The following is a 25,630-nucleotide window of genomic DNA, read 5'->3' as shown; positions in this document are numbered from 1 at the left end:
ATTCGAGTATGTTTATAATCAGGAGGTTTATATGAGCAATCAAACTACTACACATCATGTGAAAATGACAACAGCGGATCCATCTGGAATTGGTCTATTTGGATTAGCGATGGTAACACTTGTAGCATCATCTCAAAAGTTAGGCTTAACAGATGGCGTTTCACTTGTATTACCATGGGCAATCTTTTTAGGAGGATTTGCACAAATCTTTGCTTGCATTCACGATGCAAAGCATAACAATACATTCGGTACGACAGCATTTGGTGCGTACGGCCTATTTTGGTTAGGTGTTGGAATGACTTGGTTAATTCAACTTGGAGTATTTGGCGAAAAATTAGCACAAGCTGCAGATTCAAAACAGCTTGGTGTAGCCTTTATCGGATATTTGATTTTCACAATCTTTATGACGATTGGTGCAATGGAAACACATAAAGTATTATTTATGATCTTCGTCCTTATTGATTTCTTATTTATTGGTCTTTCATTAAGTACTTTAGGTGTTATGCCGCACGCAATGCATAATTTAGCAGCATATTCTGAACTTCTTATTTCATTATTATCTTTCTATGGTTCAGCAGCAGCAGTGTTAAACACACACTTCGGAAAAGTTGTTTTACCAGTAGGGAAGCCTTTTGGTATTTTTAAAAAGTAAAAAAAAGCACAGATGATTGTATAGTCATCTGTGCTTTTTTTTTATTTATTCCTCTATTTGTGAGCTGTCTGAAAAATCCTGATTGATGAGGACTCATTAAAGTTTCACTTTATTTGAAATAAGTAATGTGAAATGTAAAGAAAAGTAGAAAAAATCAATTGAAATTGATTCTCATTATTAATATAATGAGAATGAGAATCATTTATTGTTAGAGGGGGATGCCAAAGTGGCAAAAATTTTAATAGCTTATGCAAGTATGTCAGGAAATACAGAGAGTATTGCTGATTTAATTAAAGTTAGTTTAGATGCTTTTGATCATGAAGTAGTATTGCAAGAGATGGAAGGCATGGATGCTGAAGAATTATTAGCTTATGATGGAATCATTTTAGGATCTTATACGTGGGGCGATGGTGAATTACCATTTGAAGCGGAAGATTTTCATGAGGACTTAGAAAATATAGATTTAGCTGGGAAAAAGGTAGCGGTATTCGGATCAGGTGATACGGCGTATGAACTGTTTTGTGAAGCGGTAACGATATTTGAAGAACGCCTTGTAGAACGAGGTGCAGAGCTTGTACAAGAAGGGCTGAAAATTGAATTAGCTCCAGAAGATCAAGAGGATGTTGAAAAATGCAGTAATTTTGCAATTGCATTTGCTGAGAAGTTCTAAGAATGGGAGTGTCAACGTGGAGACGATGTTAAGTGCAACTGCTATTACAAAGTTAAGAGATGGAAAACTGTTGTTAGCTACTACATATAATGGCTTATTTGTTGAACAAGACGGAGAATGGAAACGAATTTTAAATGGTTTTCAAAAACGAATTAGGGATTTACATAGCGAAGATAATGTAGTTTATGGTGTAGGTGACGAAGGGATTTTTATTCGTAGTATGAATGGTGGAGAGAACTGGACAATTCAGCGTTTTCCAACAAAAGCAACAAGTTGGAATGTATGTAGCAATGTACAAGGAACTGTTGTTGCTCATGGAGAAAAAACGCTGTATCTTTCTAATAATTTCGGTTCGACATGGGAGACTATTCATCCGTTTCTTGAGTATGGCAGTGCGGCGCCGTCTATTCGATCATTATTTTTATATAAACATTACTTATTTATTGGTACGAAAATACATGCTAAGTATGGTGGTGTTTGGCTCTTTGATTTGAAGACACGTAAATTAAAGAGGATTAAAATTACGATGAATCAAATGATCTCTGCGTTGACTTTACACAATTCTTATTTAGTAGCGGCAAGTGGATCGTGCAAGGGAGTTAGCGGGAATATTTCTTATTGTAAAATAGATGACAGTATTGCGAGTGAAAAAATATATTGGCATACATGTCAAAGTGAGCAGAAAGCAAGTAGTTATTTAGACTTAAGTGTAGACCAACATGTCTTATATACAACTTCAACGCAAAATAAGGCGGGTATTAGTAGTGTGTGCCGTGTACTTCTTGACGAAGGTATTGTTACAGTATGTGATTCAGTTAAAGGGCACGGATGGCGCATTGTTAATCAAAAAGATGGTTATGTAGTAGCTGGATCAGGTGAATTAAAAGCAATGCAGTGGGAACAAAAAATAATTTAAGAAAAAACTTTACTTTTATTATATTGATATGATATAGTATGTTTAAACCATTTTACTTTTAATAATATAGAGATTTAAATGAGCTGTAACTTCCGAGGAGGATAGCAATGTTAAATCTCCTCAGGGGTTGCAGTTTTTTAATATCTGGCTTATTATTGTAAGGTGGTTGAAAATGAATATGTACATATAGGTACATTGTAGGAGGATTTTTTTCATGCAAAACGGTAAAGTAAAATGGTTTAACTCAGAAAAAGGTTTCGGTTTCATCGAAGTTGAAGGCGGAGAAGACGTATTCGTTCATTTCTCAGCTATCCAAGGCGAAGGCTTCAAAACTTTAGAAGAAGGCCAAGAAGTTACTTTCGAAGTAGAACAAGGTAACCGTGGACCTCAAGCTACTAACGTAAACAAGAAGTAATTTTTGAAAAAAGAAGGGCTCGCCCTTCTTTTTTTTTGCATTTTTATAGATGTCCTCCTACTTACATATCATAACAAGACTGAATTTTCATTTATTTATCCGGAGTATTTTTGTATAAAGTACATGAATAAATAAATACTGAAAATAAAGTGTTTGTGTGAAAAGGAATTTAGAAAGAGGTAAATAAATTGAAAAACGCTACACATTTTATTGTGTTTGATATTGAGAGGAATTTCAGACCGTATAAATCAGAAGATCCGTCAGAAATAGTTGATATCGGAGCTGTAAAAATAGAAATAGGTACAATGAAGATAATTGAAGAATTTTCAGAGTTAGTAAAACCAAGTGCACGATTAACTCGTCATACAACAAAATTAACCGGTATTACAAAGAAGGATTTAATGGATGTAGAAAAATTCCCTCAAATTATAGAGAAATTTATTCAGTTCATCGGAGAAGATTCTATATTTGTTTCATGGGGAAAAGAAGATTATCGCTTTCTATCTCATGATTGTACATTACATGATGTTGAATGCCCCAGTATAGAAAAAGAAAGTAGAATTGATTTGCAAAAATTTGTTTTCCAAGCATATGAGGAATTGTTTGAACATCCGCCAAGTTTACAATTTGCGGTAGAACAGCTCGCTTTAACGTGGGAAGGGAAACAGCACCGTGCTTTAGCAGATGCCGAAAATACAGCAAATATACTTCTTAAAGTGTATAGCGAGAGAGATATTAATAAGCGATACAAAAGACATGGTGAACTTGAACTTGTAAAGAACGGGAAACTAACGGAAAAAGCGAAAAAAAAGATGCGAAAATGGGTGTTTAAAGAACTAAAGAAAAATACAGAACGCCCTTTTGAATGGAGTACATTTGAAAGTAGTGACACGTGGGAAAGTATAACGGAAAGATATTATATAAGTGAAAATACAGTAGAACTCCTGAAAAAACATTTTCGTACAGCAGTGAGAAAAGCGGAACGGCAGATTAGGTATTTGGCTGAGATGGAGGAGAATGTAGAGGTTAAATGACATTCTCCTTTATTTCTAGCTACATAAATTTAACATCATTATACTGATGGATGAATAAAGTATTCATATTAAATAGGAATTGATTTGTTGTGATTGGGCCATTATAATTGCTTTGAAAATTAAGGGGTGGTAAGAATTTTTAAATACATTCATAAAATTAGAGCCCATAGAAATGAAAGAGGATAGAGTTAAATGGAAGCAATCTTTAACATTGTAACAGTTGTAGTTTTGGGGATAATATTTACCACGCTATCAGCAGTAATTATACTTCCTTTCATAGCAAAGAAGAAGAATTGGAAAAAGCTTAATATATCTTTAAAGCGTGGTGTATTAAAGATTAAAATCGAAGAGTAAAATATGAGTTTTATACAAGGGAGGTGTGATAGTGATAGACTTGGATATTAAAGACGTCACCGTACAGATGGAATTAAACGGTGTCTTTTGGAATGAGGATGGGGTTGCTGAAATGACGGTGACTACAAAAGCTGAGCATTCTCTTCTTCTTCGTTTAGTAGTTGACTTAAAAAGTAAAACTATTAGGGCGACAAGTGCCGACATAGTAAATGGATTCTGCCCTCTGTGCAAACAGAAAAAGGACAAATGTAGTGAACTTAATGACCTACAAAACAAAATGGAAATTTTAGAAGAAGCCTACGATTGGGTGAGAGAGCATCCGGAATATCGTTTTCAATTATCTTTTTACGAGTATAATAAATTTGAGGTAGTGAAGTGAAGTTTTCATTTTACCAACATATATAGTGACTACTCTAATGGAAATACGCTTGTACAACAAGGAAGGAATTTACTTGATTCTGCGACAATTGATATCTTGGATCAATAATAATTTTTAAAAATAAGCATATTTTTGTTATAAATCAGGAAAAACGATTCTATTAAGAATCGTTTTTTAATATAAACATCAACTAAGCTCAAAATAAAAGAGCGCTTATTAAAAGCGCCCAGTAAAAACAGATATATGGAAGGATTTATTCAATCCCGTTCGGATCATACGAATACTGTTGCTTATTCTCAATCCGCTCAATCACATCTTGCAGCTCATCTGGCTTCAGAAACTCAATCGGAGAGAAGCCCTTCTCAAATGTAAGTGTATCAGCCTCAATCATTAATACGTATCGATCATTTACCTTCGCAATATGTATTTGATCCCCGAAATCCGCAAGCAACGCCTTCACAGAGATATGATCTGCTTTTAGTTTTAATTCCACTTCAGGAGCGTGCTCGACGATTTGGGCAGTTGCTTCCATTACTTCTTCGGTTGAAAATTGTTCCATAATTTCGCGTTTCGGACTGGCAGCCCATACTTCCATCGCTTGGTCGAATTGTTCGCGTTCTTCCGTACCTTCTTTAAATACATCTTCAATTTGGTCGTATACCATGTCCATTACTTGTGTTTTCATAATTTCAGGCATAGAGCGTTCATATTCGACGAATTTTAAGAAGTCTTCAAAGTAGCGGGCATGTGATGCTTGGTGTATTTTTAGTTCGCCTACTTCAACCATACCTTCTTCAGGCATGTATGGGTATTGGATAGATTTCATATTCTTTGTTGTGATGGCCATTTCAACGTTACGAATCAGTGTGGATTCATCAGAAATAGAAGCAACCTTTGGTTCGAAGTCGCATTTCATTACGAATACGAATGGGTCATCAAAGTATTTGCGTAGTTTTGCCTGAGCAATTAAAAATACACCACCGCGTACAGCGCTTGTGTCAAGATATGTATAAACGAGAGGTTCGCTCATATCTTTAAAGTTGTCCTTTGTTTCTGCAAAGCGAATACGATTAAAAAGGTTGTAATGAGGGTTTGAATCAAGTTCGTGCCCCTCCTCTACAATAAAGCGACCAATTTTTGTTGGGGCTTGTTCTGTTTTTGCATGACGTTCTACTTTTCGCTTCGATATTTTTAATAACTCACCATTCAAAAATTCTTTTAAGGAGCTATCTTCATATTCTTCAGCGTCTAAAGTTTGAAAATGTTTGTAGCGTTTATCAACTGCTTCACCTTTTCCTTCTACTTGTACAACATAAAAGGAAAGATAATTTATTTCAAAATCCATATTTATCACCTTGTTTCATTTCATTAACTCTTATCAGTATAGAGATGGAAAAAACTTTCGTCAATTTATATAAGGAAGGGGGAGCCCCTTCCTTATATAAATTTTATTTTTCCGATTAAAATCCGTCTTCTAATGCTGCGAATGGAATGTTTAGTCTGTTTTCTACCGTACGTAAACGTTGGTTTAAGCGGTTTAGTCTACGTGTATGGCGCTCAACTGTATTTTCTAGTTGACGTACTCTTTGTTCAAGCTCATTTACGCGTCTCTCTAATTGACGATTTCCAGTGCCAGGAAAAGAGATTGGAAGTTGGAATTGTCTATTTTGGTCATATGGATTCGTTTGCTCTGCTTGATCTATATAAGATTGATATTGTGCTTGTAAGTCATACTGTGGTTGTTGGTACGCATATTGATTATATGGATCATATGGATTGTAGGGATACATAATAAAATCCTCCATTTCTTTAAAATAGGTTGAATTCACCATAATGTATGTGCAAAAGCGGAGCGGTGGCACGGCAAATACCTATTTATGTTGACGGGATTTCTCTTTATCCCGCATTAACGGGCAGTAAGACCACACTGATTAAAGTTTCACTTTATAAAAAATAGCTTGAGGGTTTTTGATTTGTATTTCTTTTGCTTGATGGTATATACTGGATAAAAGAAAGAGTTTACATAAAAGTTACAATTCTATCAAACTCAAACTTTTATGTAAATATGTATAGACATTTATAAAAGAAAAGAGTAATTTATATAGAGTGAAAAATAACTTGTAACATTTTATAAACATATTGTAAAATGATTGTAACAAAACATACATAAAAATGAAATAAATACATAATAGTGATGTTGGGGAAAGGGAGAGAGTATATTGTTCCGTAAAGTAAAGGGTATATTAGTTGGGGTGTTATGTGTAGCTGTAGTGAGTGGCTGTGGTGCAAAAGTAAGTGATGTTGCATTGGTAAGTGATATTGGTGGGCACACTGTAGAGGCTAAAGCAGAAGTGCAAGATACTATTAGTTTAGTTGATGGTCGAACTGGTACTGAAGTGAAAAAATTAGATTTATCTGGTTTAGGCTATTTTGAAGATGAAGCGAAATTTAAAAAGTCTGTAACAAAGGTTGTTGGTGAGGTTGGAAAAAGCGTCGACAAAAAAATGGTTCCTTCACGTATAGCACCTGATGGAAGTTGGCAAGAAGGAAAACCTTCTTATGAATTAATGGAAAAAGAATTAGTAGATAAATTGTTAAACGTTGGTATGTGGGATGCTACGTATCAGTTGCCGATTGTGGAGAAAAAACCAGTCGCAACATTAAGTGATGCGCAAGGAAATGGTACGGTAATTGGTAGATATGAAACGAACTTAGGTGGTTCAACAGGTGGCCGTATTGAGAATATTCGTTTGTCAGCAGCGAGCATAAATGGAGTTGTGTTAGCAAAAGGAGATCGTTTCTCTTTTAATTCATTAATCGGTGATACGACACCAGATAAAGGATATCAATTAGGGAAAGAAATAGTTGATGGTAAATTAGTAGATGGATATGGCGGTGGTGTTTGTCAAACATCTTCAACTTTATACAATGCAGCAGATCAAGCTGGCCTGAAAATGGTGGAGAGAACTACACATTCTAAAACGGTAGGTTATGTTCCACAAGGAAGAGATGCTACAATTGCATATCCATATTTAGATTTAGTATTTGAAAATACGAATGATGCACCTGTGAAGCTTTATATGGGCATTCAGGGTGGAAAGCTAGTTGCTGAAGTACATAAAATGAGATAAGTATAATACCTTTATAAAAAAGCCATTATTTCTAAGTTTGATAGAATTAATGGCTTTTTTGTGCAATCAATATTACACCTCAAGATATAATGAACAGGAGGAAATTTAATAGGAGTAAGACAGTCTAAAAAAAGCATTAAATTTAATTCGTAGTTTTCTTATTGACATTATTAGTAATGGGGTGTATTCTTCATAATAACAACTAAATAAATGGAAAAATTTATTGGTTTTCTTATCAAGAGAGATGGAGGGACTGGCCCGATGAAATCTCAGCAACAGGCTGTATCAAAGTACTGTGCTAACTCCAGCGAACGCAATAGGCGTTTGAAAGATGAGGAGAAATGGATTCACATTTAACTCTTCTTATATGCATAAGAAGAGTTTTTTGTTTAGAGAGGGGGGATAGAGTGAAGTTTGATGTAACGTATTTTTTAGAAAGTTTTCCGCAATTATTTAAATATGTATACATAACTTTAGGGATTACTGTAGTTTCAATGATTATTTCCTTCGTTATAGGGATCGGCTTGGCGATCATAACGAAAAATAAAACGAAATATTTATATTCAATTGCAAGAGTGTATATCTCTTTCTTTAGAGGAACCCCGTTATTAGTTCAATTGTTTGTTTTATATTTCGGATTACCACAAATCTTTCCGACATTTACAGTGCTTACAGCTATGCAAGCAACTTTAATTGGCCTAAGTTTAAATAATGCTGCTTATTTATCAGAGATTATTCGAGGTTCATTAAATGCTGTGGAATCAGGGCAAATGGATGCCTGTTTATCAGTTGGAATGACAAAGGCGCAAGCGATGCGACAAATTATTTTTCCGCAAGCTATTCGTGTCGCAGTACCGTCACTTGGAAATAATTTTGTTGGATTGTTAAAAGAATCTTCGTTATCTTTTGCACTTGGGGTGGCTGAAATTTTAGCACAAGCGAAAATGCTAGCGGCACAATCATATCGTTATATGGAAAGTTATTTAGCGGTAGCGATAGTATATTGGATTATTACAATCGTAATTAGCTGGGGACAGAAAAAGTTAGAAAAGAAACTTGATGCACCATATTTGTAACAGAAATGAGGTGATATATATGATTGAGATAAGAGGTTTGTATAAGTCTTACAAACATAATGAAGTACTAAAAGGGATTTCACTTACTGTAAATAAGGGAGAAGTAGTAGTCATTATTGGACCTTCTGGTTCGGGTAAATCGACATTATTAAGGTGTTTAAACTTATTAGAACAACCGAATGATGGCAGTATTAGAATTGAAGATTTAGAGATTCATGCGAAGAGACTTTATAAAAAAGAAATAATACAATTGCGTCAAAAAACGGCAATGGTTTTTCAAAATTATAATTTATTTAAAAATAAAACAACATTGCAAAATATTACAACGGCATTAACGGTTGTACAGAAAAAAAGTGAAGAAGAGGCAAAGGGAATATCGAGAAAAATATTAAAACAAGTAGGCTTAGCTGATAAAGAAGATTTTTATCCAACAATGTTATCAGGAGGGCAACAGCAAAGGATAGGGATTGCTAGGGCAATGGCTTTAAATCCCACAGTATTATTGTTTGATGAACCGACTTCCGCACTTGATCCAGAATTGGTGAATGAGGTATTGCAAGTTATTAAAGACTTGGCAAGACAGCACATAACGATGGTTGTTGTTACACATGAAATGAATTTTGCAAAAGAGGTGGCGGATCGCGTTATATTTATGGCTGATGGCATTATTGTAGAGCAGGGAACACCAGAAGAAATTTTCCGAAACCCACAAAATGAACGTACGAAAAAGTTTTTACGACAATTGAATGCTTCAGAAGAAGGCAATCATTTCGTTATTTAGGAGGAAGAATTGTGAGGAAATCATCATTATTACTAACATTAGTATTAACAGTATCAGTTGGAGTTTTATCAGCTTGTGGTTCAAATACAGCAAGCGAAACAACAAATGAAAAAGTAGTAAAAGTTGGGACATCTGCAGGTCGTAGTCCATTTATTTTTAAAGAGGGTGAGAAAGTAAAAGGTTTTGATGCTGAAATTATTGAAGCGGCTGCTAAAAAGGCTGGGTATAAAGTAGAATGGAATGTTTCTGATTTTGAGGGATTATTTGGCTTATTAGATTCAGGACGAATTGATACAATTGCAAATGAACTATCAGTTTCTCCGGAAAGAAAAAAGAAATATGATTTTTCAATTCCGTACGTGTATTCTGGTTCTGTATTCGCGGTGAAGAAAGATAATCATACCATTAAATCGCTAGAAGATTTAAAAGGTAAGACTGTAGGTGTCGGGCTTGGTACAGCTGGAGAGCAAGAATTAAAAGCATTAAATAAAAATAATGCTTTTACAATTAAAACGTTCTCAGAGGAACCGACAGCGGAATTGAATGAAGTAGGACTTGGACGCGTCGATGCCTATTATAATGATAAAGTTCAAGTAGAAACAACTATAACAAAGGCGAAATTGGACAACGTCAAAATAGGATTTGGTCCACTTGAATGGGGAGAGATTGCATTTCCATTTGCAAAAAAGAGTGAAAAGTTAGAAGATATAAATAAAGCGTTGAAAGAATTAGAAAAAGATGGCACATTAAGTGATATATCGAAAAAATGGCTAAAAGTTGATGCTACGAAAAAACAAAATTAAGGTGTATTCGTTGAATGGAGTTATCGCCTATCAACTGATATAAAAAATTAAAGGAAACTAGAGAGGAAGTTATTCATGGTACAAATTCATCCGAAAACACGTATTGGTCATGTTGAATTTAAAGTGAAAGATTTAGAGCGTCAAATTGCTTTTTATGAAAATGTTGTAGGCTTAGAGGTAATTAAGCAAGAGGGAAATAAAGCATATTTATCTGGAAAAGGTGGAAAGAACGCGTTACTTGTTCTTGAAAAGTTAGAGGACGGGGTACTGCAAGAACCGCGTACGACTGGTATATATCATGTAGCCTTTTTAGTTCCGACTCGTGAAGCTTTTGCTTCTGCGCTATTTGGGGTTCTTCGTAATAAGAATGTAATTGACAGCCCGGCTGAGCAAGAAGGGCGTTATACATATTCAAATGAAATTTTACCAATTTCAAGGTTTAATAGTGCAAGTGATCATACATATAGCGAAGCTTTTTATTTGCAAGATTTAGAGGGGAATGGTATTGAAATTTATGCAGACCGTCCGCGCGATCAATGGGGAGAAGGGCCAGGAGGAAGTACACCACTTGATTTAAAAGAATTGGCAACACTCGTTGATTATGAGTTTGCTGGTTTGCCTGCTAATACTGTCGTTGGGCACGTACATTTACGAATAGCTGATGTAGAGAAATCACATGAATTTTATGTGGAAACAGTAGGTTTTGAAGTACAACAGCGTGAAGAGGATTGCTTATTTATTTCAGCAGGGGGATATCATCACCATATTGGTGCAAATACGTGGAACGGAGTAAACAATCCACACCCACCAGTACATGCAACTGGACTAAAGGTATATGCGATTGTACTACCGCATAAAGAAGCGTTAGATGAAGTGAAAGAAAGATTAATAGAAAAACAACATGAAATAAATGAAACTACAAATGGGTTTGCGGTGGTAGATCCAAGTGGTATTACAGTGCAGTTTGAAATAGAAGCAGTATAAAAGAAGCTAGAAAGTGTTTAATCACTTTCTAGCTTCTTTTTGATACGTAATCCAAGTAGCACAAGGGTTAAAAGGGAAGGATTTTAATATTTCCATTGCATATATACTAGTTGAATCGAATTCACCTTGAATGAAAGAATAGCCGTGTTTATTTGCATACATAATTTGTTCGAAAACGAGAATTTTTAGTAATGGTAAATTGTCTGTAGTGTGAGTTCCGCACCATCCTAGTTCTAACGTATTATCCTTTTCCGATGTATGGAGGAAAGAGTACCCAATAATTTCGTTCTCTTCACTTATAATTAGAAAGCTCCCATCTAATAACACGTCATCAGCTAAGATCTTTTTTTTCCAAGTTTCGAGAGGATATAAGGCAACGGGATTTGCTAAGTGGGTTTGCTCGTAAATGCCTTTTACTAAGTAGGCTAATTTTTCTAGTAAGTTACTATTAGATACGATGTTTGATAAAGTTTGTAAATGATAATTTGAATTAGGAACTATATCGATAGGAACTATTTTTTGTAAGTCTAATATTGGCATATATGTTCTTCGGATTTCAATAAAATTATTTTGTTCATAATAAGCTTTTAAATGAGCTGACGTTTCCCATATAGAAGTTTGGAATGGTAAATTAAATTGTTCTCGTTTTTGAATCTCAGTAAATAAGAATTGTTCAATATGTAGCTCTGAATAGAAAGGGTTCGTGTATATTCGAAAGTATGTGCAGTATGGATGGAAGCTACTGTTCCAGGTGAGAAAGATGCCTACTACATCTTTTTTATAGCAGGCAACATACGCACATTTTGTTTTACTATCTCGTAATAAGTTAAATAGATAAGAGTCTTCATTATATAAATCAATAAGTTGTTTTACTTTTAGCTCGTTACTTCTACTATATTTCTCTATAATAAGATTATTTTCATTAGATGGCTTCTTCATAGCTCAATCCAAAATCTTCTTACTACATTTCCATCTTCCTCAGTGAAATCATCATCACGAAGTCCACCGTTATGTAAAATCGTTTTTTCAGAAGCGGTATTCACTGCGTCGCAAACGACAAGTACTTTCTCGATGTTTAATTCCTTCGTTTTTTCTAGCGATAATTTTAATAACTTTGTAGCATAACCTTTTCTTCTTTCAGAAGGGCGAATGCCATAACCAATATGACCGCCAGCGTTAAATAAATGTTCGGTTAAACTATGACGTATATTAACAGCTCCCACAATTTTATTTTCATCTGTAACAAGCCAATATGTAGAATCTGGTACCCAAGTTTCAGGGATATTTATTCCGTTATGCGCATCGAGAAGTTCTTGAACCATAGCTGGGAAGTTGGCAGGATTTTTTGTGATAACCCACGGGATCATTGTTTCACCGCTATCTTTCCATTCGTTATAGAAATCTAAGTATTCTTCTTGTAAATCAGTAGTAGGTGTAAGTAATGAGAGGTTCATTGTTAGTAAGCTCCTTTAGTTATGTAGTTTTTATAAAAAATTATGAAACAAAGTGAAAGCGTTTTCTAAAATTTCTCAACCTAATTTCATGCAATCCACCTTTGTTTTTTTAGAAAATTAGTGGAGGTTTAAAATTAGAAGTTATTTATTTTATGTTAATATTTAAAATATTAACATAAAACGGTCGGAGTATTAAGTTTATTTTAGTGGTATTCTTTCATGTTGATAAATGGATGTTTGTGATAATTTTTGTTTTATCTATCTATAATGAATGAAAGGGGGAAGTGCCCGTGAGTGTAGATTTTGATTTTATTATACGAATCGGTGTTGCTGGCTTGTTAGGAGCAATGATTGGTATTGAAAGAGAAATTCGATCGAAAGAAGCTGGATTAAAGACTCATTTCCTCGTAGCGGTAGGAAGTGCGTTAATAATGGTTGTTTCGAAATATGCCTTTTCAGATATTGTGTATGAAGAGCATATGTCTCTAGACCCAAGTCGGATTGCAGCACAAGTCGTTAGTGGAGTTGGCTTTTTAGGTGCAGGCACAATTATTATTCAAAAACAGGCGGTGAAAGGATTAACGACCGCGGCTGGTTTATGGGCTACTGCCGGCATAGGATTAGCAATTGGAGCGGGAATGTATGTAGTAGGCATTGGAGCGACGATTCTCGTTTTAATTGGTTTAGAAATTGTAAGTCGTATTTTTAAGGTGCAATTTTTATTTCCACAAAATATAACAGTGCAAATGTTTGTAAATAAACATGAAGCGATACAACAAATATTAGAAACACTACAAGTGAAAGGCATCCCAATACTCTCATATGAGGTGGAAGCTTCACAGCAAGGTACAGAAACTGTTTATAAGGTAGGGATGCAACTGAAAAATATATCGTCAGAAGAAAAGAATGAGTTTATTCAGCATATGCAAACATTACCGGAAGTTACGTTTATAAAGTTAAAATCATAGTGTTGAAAACGAGGATAGATGTAGCAGGAATTTTGCTATTATCTATCTTTTTTGATATAAAATGCACGGAAAGTCAAGCGTTAACTTTACATGAAATGAATATATGTGTGAACGTTACCTTATTTTTTCTCAATACAGGACAAAAAGTAAAAATAGTAAAATAATGGAGCGGGGCACTAAAAATGTAAGGTAGGGGAGAGTATGAAAGGCTATTCAAAGAAAATGTTAGTAGGGGTAAGTTTTGCTAGTTTAATGTTAGGGAGTTTTCAAGGGGGCAGTTTGGCAGAAGATACTAAGGGAGAGCAAGTTTCTTATCGAAATGTGCTCAAAATGGAGCCAGTCGGTGTACAACTACCAGTACAAGAATTAGCTCATTCATCGAAAGTGCTCGAAAGTAAGTCTTTTGAGAAAAGGCTACAATTTGCCGATTTATCACAAAGACCACCTGAGGTGAAAAAAGAAAATAAGCAATTAGCTGTAGCGAAAACTTATACAATTGCTGAATTAAATCAATTAAGCAATCAGCAGTTAGTAGATTTACTTGTAACAATTGATTGGGAGCAAATTACGGGGCTATTTCAGTTTAATACAGACAGTCTAGCATTCTATCAAAATGATAGTAGGATGCAGGCGATTATTGATAAATTGAAGCAGCAAGGACAAGCCTATACGAAGGATGATTCAAAAGGGATTGAGACATTAGTAGAGGTATTACGTTCAGGATTTTATTTAGGATTTTATAATTCGGAACTTAGTAAATTAAATGAACGGAGTTATCATGATAAATGCTTACCTGCATTAAAAACGATAGCTAACAATTCAAATTTCAAGCTGGGTACATTAGAGCAAAATAGAGTGGTATCATCATACGGAAAGTTAATAGGAAACGCTTCGAGTGATGTGGAAACGATAACATCAGCTGCAAAAATTTTTAAACAATATAATGATAATTTTTCTACATTAGTAGATAATCTTTCAGCTGGAAATGCTATTTACGATATTATGCAAGGTGTTGATTACGACATTCAATCGTATTTGTACGATACGAGGAAAGCACCGAAAGATACAGTATGGTATCAGAAAATAGATAGTTATATTAATGAACTAAGTCGTTTTGCATTAATGGGAACGATTACAGCAAAAAACGGTTGGCTTATTAATAATGGCATTTATTATACAGGTAGACTCGGTACGTTCCATAGTACAGGAACGAAAGGGTTACAAGTTGTAACAGATGCGATGAAAATTTATCCGTATTTAGGGGAGCAATATTTCGTAGCTGCTGAGCAAATCGCAACGAATTATGGCGGAAAAGATGCAAATGGTAAAGTGGTGAATTTAGATCAAATAAGAGAAGATGGAAAGAAAAAATATTTGCCAAAAACGTATACGTTTGATGATGGGGCAATTGTTTTAAAAGCTGGAGATAAAGTGACAGAAGAAAAAGTAAAACGTTTATATTGGGCGGCAAAAGAAGTCAAGGCACAATTCCATCGTACGGTTGAAAGTGATCAACCTTTAGAAAAAGGAAATCCTGATGATGTACTAACGATGGTTATTTATAATAGCCCAGCAGAATATCAATTTAATCGTCAATTGTACGGTTATGAAACGAATAACGGTGGTCTTTATATAGAAGGAACAGGTACGTTCTTTACTTATGAGCGTACGCCAGAAGAAAGTATTTATAGTTTAGAAGAATTATTCAGACACGAGTTCACGCATTATTTACAAGGTAGATATGAAGTACCAGGGTTATGGGGACAAGGGAAAATATATGAAAATGAAAGATTATCTTGGTTTGAAGAAGGGAATGCTGAATTTTTTGCAGGGGCAACGAGAACGGATAATGTTGTACCGAGAAAGAGTATTATAGGAGGATTATCTTCAAACCCAGCGGAGCGTTATACGGCAGAGCGAACGTTAAATGCAAAGTATGGAACGTGGGATTTCTATAATTATTCCTTTGCTTTACAATCTTATATGTACAATAAGAGATATGATATGTTTGATAAAATACATGATCTTATTAGGAAAAATGATGTAACAGCATATGATGCATATCGCTCTACATTAAGTAAAGATGCGAATTTAAATAAAGAATATCAAGACTATATGCAAATGCTAGTTGATAATTGTGAGAAATATAACGTGCCATTAGTATCAGACGATTATTTAGCAAATCATGCACCGAAACCAGTTTCAGATATTGCGGCAGAAATAACGGCGGAAGCAAAATTGAAAAATGTATCAGTGAAGAAAAATAAATCACAGTTCTTTAATACATTCACACTACAAGGAACATATACAGGAACTGCAGCAAAAGGAGAATATGAAGACTGGAAAACAATTACACAAAACGTTAATGATACGTTAAAACGTTTAAGTGCAAAAGAATGGACAGGTTATAAAACAGTAACAGCATACTTCGTAAATTATCGCGTGAATGCATCAGGACAATTTGAATATGATGTTGTGTTCCACGGTATTAATACAGAAGAAGGTGCAGAGAATAAAGCGCCAGTTGCGGTTATAAACGGTCCGTATAGTGGAAATGTAAATGAAGCAATTTCATTTAAAAGCGACGGATCAAAAGATGAAGACGGGAAAATTATTTCATATAAATGGGAGTTTGGAGACGGTACTGTAAGTAATGAGCAAAATCCAACTCACGTATATATAAAAGAAGGAACGTATACGGCGAAATTAACAGTAACAGACGATAAAGGAGCAACTAATACTGCTACAGCGACTGTAACTGTTCAAAAGAAAGAAGATAACAGTGTAGAAAAAGAACCGAATAACTCATTCCAAACAGCAAACAAACTGCAGTTAAATCAAGTTTTACGTGCTAGTTTAGGAAATGGCGATACAAGTGATTTCTTTGAAATTAATGTGGAGACTGCTAAAAACCTTCAAATTAACGTAACGAATGAAAATAATATCGGAATGAACTGGGTACTTTATTCTGAAGCAGATTTAAATAATTATGTTACGTATGCTCAGCAACAAGGGAATAAACTAGTAGGTAGTTACTACACGTATCCAGGGAAGTATTATTTACATGTGTATCAGTATAGCGGGGGGACAGGGAATTATACGGTGGAAGTAAAGTAGTAAAAAGGGAGTTGTCTTTTTCAATGAATGGCATAAGGTCTGTACTTTAATAAAAAAACAATTGTAGGAAATGTCTATAATGATAATAACAAATTAAGTGCCGAGAGATGTTATATTTACATTAAACAAATCTAATCAGTAAATGAGATAAAGTCGATGAACTATTCTTTCATCACGATGTAAGAATAGTTATAAATATTAAGTGCGTTTAATGTAATTAAACTAAAGGATTAGAGTGTATCTGTAACAATAGATAAGCTCTGATCCTTATTGTTTTTAATTAACGCACATAAATTTAAGATAATTAATAAGTAAGTTAGCTAGCAGGATTCTTAAAATGTGCTTATGTAATTAACTAAACAGAAAATTTTTGTCGCATTAGCAAGGGATACTAATAGAAAAGCGTGTCCCTTTACCCAATTCACTCTCTATCTCTATATCTCCGTTTAATTCTCTAATAATACTATAAGCAATCATAGTACCAAGCCCAGTTCCTTTTTCTGTTGTTGAATAGAATGGCAAAGCAATTCGTTTTATTTGTTGAGATGACATCCCAATTCCTGAATCAATAATATCAATTATGATATTTCCTTTTACTTTTTGTATATTTATTTGTAATAATCCACCATTTTTCATAGCCTCAATTCCGTTTTGGATGATGTTGTTTAGACAGAGTTTGAATTTTTCGGGGTCCCCATTTATATAAAAGGAATCTGTACTATTTTGTTTGATTTCAACTTTGTATGATAGAGCGAGTGGTGAAATAGTATCTTTCACTTGATTTAAAATGTGATTAATATCTATTTTCTCTTTTAGGGTGTTCTGTGGTTTGGTTAAAGATAAATAGTTATTAATAGTAGATTGTATTTGCTGCATTTCAATTAACATGATTTCTAAGTATTGATCCTGAGATAGCTTAGAGGCATGTTTTTCATTTAATAATTGAGTGAATCCATGTACCGTGGTTAGTGGATTGTGGATTTCGTGTGCAATTGACGCTGCTAGTTCGCTAGCTATATAAAATTTTTCAGCTCGTTGTAGCTTTTCTTTCATTTTATATTTCTCAATCATTCCCTCTATTAAATAAACTGATAATAATACTGTGAAAATATTAATGATTATGTAATTTAATAAAAATTCTATGAGAGTAGAGTCTATTTTCCCTCCTGTATGTATTTGAGTTACAATACCGCAAATAGAAAGTGAAGTTGTACATACTAAAATAAGGAGTAAGCTTAATAATACTTTTTTTTCTTTAACATACATAGGTAATAAGTAACGAAAGAGCATTGTTATACCAAAAATAATAGTGAAGATAATAAATGATGGAAGAACGCCATTTCCGCCTAAGTAAAACCGATAAGAAAGATATAAAATTCCTATAAAAACAATGTTTTTTGTATTTCCATATAGAAAAACTAATATTATAGGAATAAAACGTAAATCATAAATAAATCCCACATGTAAATGAAAAGGAAAAGTCATACAAAAAATAATAGCAATGGAGGAAAGGGTAGAAAATAATATATTATTACATATTGTTTTTTCTTTAAACTCTAGCCAAAATACGTGATAGCTAAGGATACAAATTATTATAATAAAGGTATTTAATAAAAGAGTAGAAATTCCCATAGTTTTGCATCTCCGATAGTTTGTAAGTAGAATTATGTATGAGTTGGACATAGATGTTTAGTATTAGTAGACTTTTTATCTAAAAAAGGAAGGGTACTTGAAAAACATGCTGTTATATTACTCGTATTAAAATTGATAAGGATAATAGAAAAAATCTATTTAAATTTATGTACATATGAAATTATAAACTAACTTTTGTATAGGTAAAATTTAGATTGAGTTACTGATAAAATAAGGTTTTTAAGTATGAATATTCTGTGAAAATGATATGCGTGGTGACTCCTGTTTGTAGCCTTCGTTATATTAACATGGAATATATCAAATTACAAAGTGAAATTTTAGAAAAATTTTATTAGTACATTTTATCTGAAATAGAAATGCTATTTATGTGAGTATTTTAGTACTTACTCGTATAAAACTTTGTTAGAAAAAGAATTTAAAATTTACATGTTTTTTATGAAGCGTAATATTGTAACTTTATCTATGTGGGTTTCTCAATAACTATTAAGGTGAAGAGTTAAGATATATAGGTTTATAGATATGAATTATTACATAAAAACGCACTTGGAAAAGGATGTATGATGGTAATAGAATACAAACATCAAGGGGGAACTTAAAATGAAGTTAAATAAACTAGTGCTTAGTTGTGGAGTAGTTTCAGCATTAACACTTGGTGTGTTAGGGAATAATACTTATGCTGAAGAAGTACACAAAACGAATGATCCAATTCATGTAGTTGAACATGTTTCTGCAGACTTATTATTAACCCAAACAATGGATTATAGTGGCGAGGCTGAAACTTCTTTCGTATATGATGGGAGTACTGACTTAAGCTTCTCTATGAAAAATAATGGTCAAAATACAATGGGATATAGTGTAAAAGGTCCAAATACAGAGCTAATTGTTGGTGGTTATATAAAACCTGGAGAACAACGAATTAATGTTACAAATGTACGGAATGCTTTATCTCCATTACCGAATGGAACATATAAAATTTACGTTTCAAATGATGATGGTTCTAAGGGGCAATTCCAAGTTTCAGTAAGATCTATGAATTAAATTTAAAACGCTTTGCTTTTAAGTTAATTTAATCTTTACTTATTGGAAAGAAGCTAAATTGAATTGAGAATTACCGATAAAAATGAAAACGAGCACCTTATCTAATTGTGAGAGGCTGTTCGTTTTTTGCTATTAAACAGAAAACAATTATAAATACATTTTGATATTTCCATTGCTAACCTACTAGATTGTGTCAACGAGAGAATGTCTACTATAAAAGATATCAAAATAAAGATGATGTAACATTCCGCTAAATTATATGGGGAAATAGAAAAACCACTCTTATATGAGTGGTTTTTAGTAATTATTTTTAGGTTATACATTTAAAATTAGGCTAAGTTATAGAAATAATAAACATTTAATCCGTTGTTATTATTTTGGTTCTGGATAATGATTGTAGTATGAGATTCTAATAAATTCTTGGTAGACATTTGTTAATTTAGCATCTCTAAGAGCATCGTTGAATTTTTGCATACGTACACTCCCTTGAGCGTAGCCTCCACCTGGAGTATAAGGGTTTCTTGCTTCAAAGTCATCCAAAAATACTTTTAATTTTTTATAGTCTTGAGATTGATAGAAAGCCACGGCCTCTTCAGGAGTGACATCAAAGTAAGAGGATGACGTTGAGTTATAAGAAGCTGCTTGAGCAGTAGGTGCCTCTAGTATAGTTGCAGCTCCACCGAACATAGTAAGCGCCATAGAAGATACAATAATTTTTTTAAACATAATAAAACCTCCATGTAGAATATTGGATTAATAGTAATCCTGTAATCATTATAGTTACAATGAAAATGATTATCAAATGCAATATTGCATAATGTATCCCGCTATTTTGGGGCAGTAAGACTCCCGCCCAAAAATTCAATGAAAGCAAAGAAGTTAGATGGGAATCGGGAGGATTAAAGTTTCACTTTATTCTTTGGACGAGAAGTCACCTTTATATTTAAATGGAGGAGTGTAATAGATTAAAAGAGGTGTATAAGTTACTCAGGTTAACAAGAAAATGAAGAGGATATTTTTAATAGGGGGAAAGCTTAATAACTGGAGTAAAGGAATTGCTATTTATATATTTAACATACATATTTGTTTTTTAAATTGTAGGCGTGTTTTAGAATTTGTATATAGTAAATTCGTTAAAAAACTTGATAAATAATAAAATGTGTAAATTTTTTGACTATTTAATTAAAATTATTTAATATTTGTAATTTATTGTTTTATAATGATAATCGGGTCGATCGTGAATGTTTTAGATATTGCGATATATACTCGGATTAATTTATTCTAGGGAGGTTACAAAATTGGGTAAGAGAGTCATTATAAGAGTTTTTACATTATTATCAGTACTGGCATTATTCCTTAATGTATTTTTACCTAGGGCTAGTGCAGAGGTTATGACGCATGAGAAATATTCAATGGACTGGAGTTATAGTAATAGTCTAGGTAAGTACATTCGCACTGAAATGATTAAAAATTCAAGTGGTCAAATTGCTTATTGCTTAACCCTTGGATTAAAATCACCAAATGGTGAAGATCTTCCTGAAATGGGGAAAACAGATAATGTAGTATATAGAGTCTTATTAAATGGTTTCCCGCAAAAAAGTGCTGAACAGCTGGGAGTAGCTAATAAGAATGAAGCGCATTATGCAACGCAACTTGCGGTTTGGAATGCATTAGGTCAACTCGATGTAAATGAATTAAAACATGAGAATAAAAATGTTGAAAAAGCAGCTAAGGCTATTATTAGTAATGCTAATAATAGTGAAGAGACTCAAGATGTTTTTATGAATGTCATTCCTGCTGAAAAGCAAAAAGCAGAATTAAAGGGTGAATTCTTCGAAACAAATCTATATTCAGTACAAACAAATGCTAAGAGTGGTTCTTATAAGGTAGTAGCGAAAAATGCACCTAATGGAGTTAGAATTGTAAGTGAAAATGGAGAAGTGAAAGATCAGCTTTCAGTTGGAGAAAAATTTCGTATCCAAATTCCTAAGAATACAAAAACGGGTGAATTTAATTTAAGTGTTGCTGCTAATTTAACTAAAGTTCAAGCAATTGCTTACCGTGGTACGGATACTGTTCAGAATGCTACAGTACTATTAGAAAGAAATGAAGAAAAGCTTAGTAGTGATCTTGCAGTAAATTGGGAAGCAGCTGGTTCTTTAAAAATTAAAAAGGTTGGAGAAAATGGAGAAGTTTTAGCTGGTGCAGTATTTGAGGTCTTTAATGCAAATAATGAATCAGTTGGAAAAATCACGACTGGTGCTGATGGTATGGCAGAATTAAACAACTTACCAATTGGTACTTACACATTAAAAGAAATTAAAGCACCAACAGGCTATGTTTCAGATGATAAACCACAAACTATTGAAGTTAAGACAGGAGAAACAGGAGCTGTCCAAATAGTAAATAACAAAGTAAAAGGTAACATCGAAATTAAAAAGCTCAGTGATTCAGGAAAGGTTTTACCAAATGTTGAATTCACAGTCTTTACTGAAGATGGAAAAGAAGTGCAAAAAGTAGTAACAAAAGAAAATGGAATTGCAAACGTTGAAGGTCTTACGTATGGTAAGTATTATTTCTTAGAGACAAAAACACCTAATGGATATATTGGAAATAAAACAAAGTATCCTTTTGAAATTAAAGAGCACAATAAAACACTTACTTTTACAGTGGAAAATACCGAAGTGAAAGGTAGTGTAAAATTACTAAAAGTAGATAATGAAGATATTAGCAAAAAATTAGAAGGTGCAGTATTTGAATTGAAAGATGAAAGTGGAAAAGTAGTTGGGGAATATAAGACAGATAAAAATGGCGAGATTAACGTCAAAGATTTAGCGTATGGTAAATATTCATTTGTAGAAAAGACTTCTCCACATGGTTACGTTCTTGTTAAAGAACCAATTATGTTCGAAATAAAGGAACATGGGAAGATTATTGAGTTATTGGCAGTTAATCATCATATCAAAGGTGATCTAGAAATTACAAAGGTAGATGTAGCTGATGGAAATAACAAGCTTCCAAATGCAGAATTTACGATTTATAACGAAGCAGGAAAAGAAGTAGTAAAAGGAAAAACAGACGATAAAGGAATCGCTAAATTTGAAAAATTACCATTTGGAAAATACACATATAAAGAAACTGTTGCGCCAAAAGGTTATGTATTAAATGAAGAAACGTTCTCTTTTGAAATTAAAGAGAATGGTCAAATCATTAAACACATTGTCAAAGATGAAAAGATTCCTTCAATAAAAACAACAGCTACTGATAAAACAGATGGTACAAAAGAAATGCACACGTCTAAGTCTGTAACAATCCAAGATAAAGTGGAATACAAAGACCTACAAGTAGGTAAAGAATACACTTTAAAAGGTAAATTAATGAATAAAGAGACTAATAAACCATTAGTTGTAAATGGTAAAGAAGTAACAGCTGAAACGAAGTTTACACCAAAAGAAGCAAATGGCTCTATTACATTAGACTTCACATTTGATGCAACTGGTTTAGAAGAAAAAGAGGTAGTAGTATTCGAAGAGTTATTGAAAGAAGGAAAAACTGTTACAACACATGCTGATATCAATGATAAAGGTCAAACAGTTAAGTTCGTTAAGCCATCAGTAAAAACGACAGCAACAAACAAAGCTGATGGTGGAAAAGAGATTCATTCAAAGGATTCTATCACTATCCAAGACAAAGTGGAGTATACTAACTTAGTTGTAGGTAAAGAGTACACTGTAAAAGGTAAACTAATGAACAAAGCTATTAACAAACCATTATTAATTGATGGAAAAGAAGTAACAGCTGAAACGAAGTTTACTGCAAAAGAAAAGAACGGTTTTGTAACATTAGACTTTACTTTTGTTGGTGCTGAACAGCAAGGAAGAGAAGTAGTCGTGTTTGAAGACTTATTACATGAAGGGCAAGTAATTACAACACATGCTGACATTAACGATATAGGTCAAACAGTTCGATTTGTAGAACCTTCTATTAAAACGACAGCAACAAACAAAGCTGATGGTTCTAAAGAGTTAGACGCTTCTAAATCTGTAACAATCCAAGATACAGTGGAATACAAAGACTTAATCGTGGGTAAAGAGTATGTTGTAAAAGGTAAACTGATGGATAAAGCAACAAACAAGCCATTATTAGTTGATGGTAAAGAAGTAACAGTAGAATCTAAGTTTATTGCTAAAGAGAAGAATGGTTCTATCACACTAGATTTCACATTTAATGCTTCTGCATTACAAGGTAAAGAAGTAGTCGTGTTTGAAGAACTGTATCAAGATAATATATTAGTAGCTATTCACGCTGAAATTGAAGATAAGGGACAAACAGTGAAATTTAAAGAGGTAAAGCCGGAACAACCTAAACCAGAACAGCCAAATTCAGATAAAAATACTCCAACACCAGAGCAGCCTAACGAGCAAGTAAAAGAACAACCACAACCTAAGCAAGAAATTCAATCTAAAATTGGATGGTTACCGCAAACAGGTACTAATCTTACAAGTTGGATCTCTATGGCTGCAGGCGCATTACTGTTAATTGTTGGTGGAGTGATTTTCTTAAAACGTAAAAATGCATAGAAATTAAAAAATAAGCACATCTGTTTTTATAACAAGATGTGCTTATTTTTATCATTTTAGCCAAGAAGACTCCTATATTCAAGCGTGAATGGCATTTAAAATAGCAAATTTATTTGTAGTAAATAATACATAATTTTGTTTTACTGTTTTAATTAAAATACGGTCTGTTGTCCCATAAGCTGTTCCAATACGTATGACATCTACTTCTTCAACACCAGCATAGGTAGCATCTTCGGTAATCTCAATCACATCACGTAATGGAATTGTAATCTCCGCCAATTGCCATGAAATAATTAACTCTTCATTTGTTTTTTTTACATTAATGCCTAGCATTATACCAAGACCCTTCAATAATAATACGCTACACTTCTAATCTTATTATATAAATTTTTAGATTTTTTATCTATATGTAGGAATAGAATTTATTTATATTTGTGAGCATCTTAATGATGTCAAACAAATAGAAGGATATACAGTCTTTCTATTAAGAAATATGGTAAGAACAAAAGTTCACTTCAAATTAATATGAATTTGATATGGTTGAGATATTATGAACGAGAAATAGTAAGAGTTGCAGGAAGGAAATGAATAATGAGACTTAAATTAGTAGGAATTTTCATTTGTGTAATTATGATGTTAGGTATCTTTATAATTTACACCAATCAATCTATTGGTAAAGAACCAGATAAGACGAACTATGAATCTCGTGAAAACTCCATAAATAAAGAGAAAGATAGTAGAGGAAAAGGGCAATCAAAATACAATGAAAGTTCTTTTGCTAGTATACAGGCTGTAGTTAATAAGGAATATGGATTACCAGAAGACTATAAACCAGAGGATTTAGTTGTACCAAATGTACCATTCTCATTTAGTGGAACGGTAGAAAAGAGCCACCTCCGTAAAGAGGCGGCAGAAGCACTGGAAAAGTTATTTGATTTAGCAAAGCAGGAGGGGATTCAGTTAAATGCTGTTTCGGGATTTCGTTCCTATGACTATCAACAACGATTGTATACAAACAATGTGAAAAGAAAAGGACAAGAGCATACGGATCGCTTCTCGGCAAAACCAGGACATAGCGAACATCAAACAGGGTTAACAATGGACGTTTCTTCTAAAAGTGCGAACAATGAACTAGAGTTATCCTTTGCTAATACGAAGGAAGGAAAATGGCTGAAAGAAAACGCGCATCGCGCAGGGTTTATCATTCGTTATCCTAAGGGAAAGGAAAGTATTACAGGTTATGCATATGAACCTTGGCATATTCGCTATGTAGGAGATATTGCTGAAAATATATATAAACAAAAGCAGACTTTAGAAGAATACATGAATCTATGAAAATAGAATTGAAGAATTAAACTGGCTATCAATAGACGTGAGATTGTAAAAGGCAGGGGATATAAATTAAGGTGTTTTTTAATTTTTTTGGTGAAGAGGGAAGGTATCCCTCTTCTTTTTTCAGTCCTTGTAAAATTTGAGGATGTCTTAAGGGAGTGAAAAGATGGATTGTGTGAGTGTATTAATAAAGGCTACTTTAGGTGGCTTCTAGAGATTTTTTTTGAGGAAATACTAGTATTCATTGCAGCAATCGCCTATATTATAGGAGCATTCACGTTGGGATATAACAG

Annotated in this window: 24 protein-coding genes and 1 riboswitch; of the genes, 17 read left to right on the top strand and 7 right to left on the bottom strand. The window is 33.5% G+C overall.

Translation table 11 applies throughout. The features are described from left to right. The first annotated feature begins 31 nt into the window (after window positions 1-31). From CQ064_RS18570 to CQ064_RS18540, 7 genes are all read left to right on the top strand, one after another. A complete protein-coding gene (locus CQ064_RS18570; protein WP_000070938.1) occupies window positions 32-652 on the top strand; it encodes an acetate uptake transporter in 621 nt (206 codons plus the stop codon). Window positions 653-878: 226 nt separating this feature from the next. After that, a complete protein-coding gene (locus CQ064_RS18565; RefSeq protein WP_001062759.1) occupies window positions 879-1,322 on the top strand; it encodes a flavodoxin in 444 nt (147 codons plus the stop codon). Window positions 1,323-1,338: 16 nt separating this feature from the next. After that, the gene (locus tag CQ064_RS18560; RefSeq protein WP_000449497.1) at window positions 1,339-2,238 is read left to right on the top strand and encodes a WD40/YVTN/BNR-like repeat-containing protein; all 900 of its coding nucleotides are present in this window, start codon (window positions 1,339-1,341) and stop codon (window positions 2,236-2,238) included. 214 nt (window positions 2,239-2,452) lie between these two features. Beyond that, on the top strand, window positions 2,453-2,653 hold the full coding sequence (gene cspB, locus CQ064_RS18555) for a cold shock-like protein CspB (protein WP_001179150.1): 201 nt from the start codon (window positions 2,453-2,455) through the stop codon (window positions 2,651-2,653). A 188-nt stretch (window positions 2,654-2,841) separates the two neighbouring features. Beyond that, window positions 2,842-3,687 (top strand): exonuclease, encoded by an 846-nt coding sequence (locus tag CQ064_RS18550; protein WP_000786413.1) that lies wholly within the window; start codon window positions 2,842-2,844, stop codon window positions 3,685-3,687. Window positions 3,688-3,879: 192 nt separating this feature from the next. Beyond that, the gene (locus CQ064_RS33650; protein ID WP_000387294.1) at window positions 3,880-4,041 is read left to right on the top strand and encodes a hypothetical protein; all 162 of its coding nucleotides are present in this window, start codon (window positions 3,880-3,882) and stop codon (window positions 4,039-4,041) included. Window positions 4,042-4,072: 31 nt separating this feature from the next. Then, window positions 4,073-4,420 carry a hypothetical protein gene (locus CQ064_RS18540; protein WP_000566111.1) on the top strand — a complete coding sequence of 116 codons (348 nt, stop codon included), beginning with the start codon at window positions 4,073-4,075 and terminating at the stop codon, window positions 4,418-4,420. Between the two features lie 253 nt (window positions 4,421-4,673). Here CQ064_RS18540 and CQ064_RS18535 read toward each other — a convergent pair whose 3' ends face one another. Continuing rightward, entirely contained in the window at window positions 4,674-5,765 is a 1,092-nt protein-coding gene (locus CQ064_RS18535) for a DUF3900 domain-containing protein (protein ID WP_000345038.1), read from the bottom strand. 115 nt (window positions 5,766-5,880) lie between these two features. Next, entirely contained in the window at window positions 5,881-6,210 is a 330-nt protein-coding gene (locus tag CQ064_RS18530) for a hypothetical protein (RefSeq protein WP_000283711.1), read from the bottom strand. Between the two features lie 429 nt (window positions 6,211-6,639). On the opposite strand from CQ064_RS18530, the gene CQ064_RS18525 reads away from it, so the two are divergent. From CQ064_RS18525 to CQ064_RS18505, 5 genes are all read left to right on the top strand, one after another. Further along, on the top strand, window positions 6,640-7,551 hold the full coding sequence (locus tag CQ064_RS18525) for a VanW family protein (RefSeq protein ID WP_000488980.1): 912 nt from the start codon (window positions 6,640-6,642) through the stop codon (window positions 7,549-7,551). Between the two features lie 229 nt (window positions 7,552-7,780). Further along, window positions 7,781-7,889: riboswitch (SAM riboswitch) on the top strand. Window positions 7,890-7,958: 69 nt separating this feature from the next. After that, a complete protein-coding gene (locus CQ064_RS18520; RefSeq protein WP_000667177.1) occupies window positions 7,959-8,627 on the top strand; it encodes an amino acid ABC transporter permease in 669 nt (222 codons plus the stop codon). 19 nt (window positions 8,628-8,646) lie between these two features. Beyond that, window positions 8,647-9,408 carry an amino acid ABC transporter ATP-binding protein gene (locus CQ064_RS18515; protein ID WP_000570167.1) on the top strand — a complete coding sequence of 254 codons (762 nt, stop codon included), beginning with the start codon at window positions 8,647-8,649 and terminating at the stop codon, window positions 9,406-9,408. An 11-nt stretch (window positions 9,409-9,419) separates the two neighbouring features. Next, complete coding sequence (locus tag CQ064_RS18510; RefSeq protein WP_001232346.1) at window positions 9,420-10,211, top strand: amino acid ABC transporter substrate-binding protein; 792 nt, start codon at window positions 9,420-9,422, stop codon at window positions 10,209-10,211. A 75-nt stretch (window positions 10,212-10,286) separates the two neighbouring features. Continuing rightward, window positions 10,287-11,195: a VOC family protein gene (locus CQ064_RS18505; protein ID WP_000249875.1), complete on the top strand. Its 909-nt coding sequence runs from the start codon at window positions 10,287-10,289 to the stop codon at window positions 11,193-11,195. 21 nt (window positions 11,196-11,216) lie between these two features. Here the strand turns inward: CQ064_RS18505 and CQ064_RS18500 are convergent, their stop codons facing one another. Beyond that, window positions 11,217-12,134 carry a hypothetical protein gene (locus CQ064_RS18500; RefSeq protein WP_000743239.1) on the bottom strand — a complete coding sequence of 306 codons (918 nt, stop codon included), beginning with the start codon at window positions 12,132-12,134 and terminating at the stop codon, window positions 11,217-11,219. Continuing rightward, complete coding sequence (locus tag CQ064_RS18495; protein WP_001054137.1) at window positions 12,131-12,649, bottom strand: GNAT family N-acetyltransferase; 519 nt, start codon at window positions 12,647-12,649, stop codon at window positions 12,131-12,133. The genes CQ064_RS18500 and CQ064_RS18495 overlap by 4 nt, the downstream gene beginning before the upstream one ends. A 290-nt stretch (window positions 12,650-12,939) precedes the next feature. Here CQ064_RS18495 and CQ064_RS18490 point away from each other — a divergent pair, with 290 nt between their 5' ends. Next, a complete protein-coding gene (locus CQ064_RS18490) occupies window positions 12,940-13,617 on the top strand; it encodes an MgtC/SapB family protein (RefSeq protein ID WP_000109724.1) in 678 nt (225 codons plus the stop codon). Between the two features lie 201 nt (window positions 13,618-13,818). Continuing rightward, complete coding sequence (colA, locus tag CQ064_RS18485) at window positions 13,819-16,734, top strand: collagenase ColA (RefSeq protein WP_000679508.1); 2,916 nt, start codon at window positions 13,819-13,821, stop codon at window positions 16,732-16,734. 378 nt (window positions 16,735-17,112) lie between these two features. Here the strand turns inward: colA and CQ064_RS18480 are convergent, their stop codons facing one another. Then, window positions 17,113-18,366, bottom strand: coding sequence for a sensor histidine kinase (locus tag CQ064_RS18480; RefSeq protein ID WP_000513021.1), 1,254 nt, complete (start codon window positions 18,364-18,366; stop codon window positions 17,113-17,115). Between the two features lie 618 nt (window positions 18,367-18,984). Between CQ064_RS18480 and CQ064_RS18475 the strand changes: the two genes are divergently transcribed. Beyond that, the gene (locus CQ064_RS18475; RefSeq protein ID WP_000773518.1) at window positions 18,985-19,425 is read left to right on the top strand and encodes a hypothetical protein; all 441 of its coding nucleotides are present in this window, start codon (window positions 18,985-18,987) and stop codon (window positions 19,423-19,425) included. 372 nt (window positions 19,426-19,797) lie between these two features. Here CQ064_RS18475 and CQ064_RS18470 read toward each other — a convergent pair whose 3' ends face one another. Further along, window positions 19,798-20,151 carry a hypothetical protein gene (locus CQ064_RS18470; protein WP_000473479.1) on the bottom strand — a complete coding sequence of 118 codons (354 nt, stop codon included), beginning with the start codon at window positions 20,149-20,151 and terminating at the stop codon, window positions 19,798-19,800. Between the two features lie 572 nt (window positions 20,152-20,723). Between CQ064_RS18470 and CQ064_RS18465 the strand changes: the two genes are divergently transcribed. Then, on the top strand, window positions 20,724-24,005 hold the full coding sequence (locus CQ064_RS18465) for a VaFE repeat-containing surface-anchored protein (protein WP_000520161.1): 3,282 nt from the start codon (window positions 20,724-20,726) through the stop codon (window positions 24,003-24,005). Window positions 24,006-24,083: 78 nt separating this feature from the next. Here CQ064_RS18465 and CQ064_RS18460 read toward each other — a convergent pair whose 3' ends face one another. Next, complete coding sequence (locus tag CQ064_RS18460) at window positions 24,084-24,338, bottom strand: SunI/YnzG family protein (RefSeq protein WP_000900689.1); 255 nt, start codon at window positions 24,336-24,338, stop codon at window positions 24,084-24,086. 258 nt (window positions 24,339-24,596) lie between these two features. On the opposite strand from CQ064_RS18460, the gene CQ064_RS18455 reads away from it, so the two are divergent. Next, on the top strand, window positions 24,597-25,340 hold the full coding sequence (locus CQ064_RS18455; protein ID WP_001237442.1) for a M15 family metallopeptidase: 744 nt from the start codon (window positions 24,597-24,599) through the stop codon (window positions 25,338-25,340). Window positions 25,341-25,630 lie beyond the last annotated feature (290 nt).

Origin of the sequence: Bacillus sp. MYb78 (assembly GCF_002975115.1) — a bacterium.
GTDB lineage: Bacteria > Bacillota > Bacilli > Bacillales > Bacillaceae_G > Bacillus_A > Bacillus_A cereus.
This window is presented reverse-complemented; position numbering and strand designations above follow the sequence as displayed.